Here is a 512-nt window from a genome sequence, read left to right on the forward strand (position 1 = left end):
CTTAATTAAACGTGTAGGAAGGCCTGAGTTATTAAATCCAACACAAAAGGAGGAAGTTTTAAATAAATTTAAAAAAGGTTATAGTGTTTATTCACTTGCTAAAGAGTATGCTGTAACCAGAACTGTTATACAGCGTATAATAGATAAGGCTAAATGGTCTAAATAATAAAGTTAAAATATGGATTTAGCTTTTTTAAAGACAATTTAATTTTCTATATACTAAATATTTTTTTGAAATTAGTAGTTTTATTTTTGTTTAAATATAGTTTTAAAATTATTGTGCTTTAAATTAATTTTTAATTATTTTATTTAATGCATATTGTGAATGATGCTTGTTTGTGTGATTATAACTTGGAGAATTTAAATTAAATTCTCTATTTCAGGTTTCAGTGTTATTTGCACTAAGTTCATTTTCTTTGAGAAGAGGAGATGAACTTTTTTTTATTTTTAGAAAATTATAGAATTAAGTTGAATATAATTAAAGGTCTGGAAATAAGAGTACAATCTAACTG

Annotated in this window: 1 pseudogene; it reads left to right on the forward strand. The window is 23.2% G+C overall.

The features are described from left to right. Positions 1-166 (forward strand): annotated as a pseudogene (locus HUN22_RS18310) (resolvase); the annotation flags it as partial. Positions 167-512: the final 346 nt, after the last annotated feature.

Source organism: Acinetobacter lactucae, from assembly GCF_013344765.1.
Lineage (GTDB): Bacteria > Pseudomonadota > Gammaproteobacteria > Pseudomonadales > Moraxellaceae > Acinetobacter > Acinetobacter lactucae_A.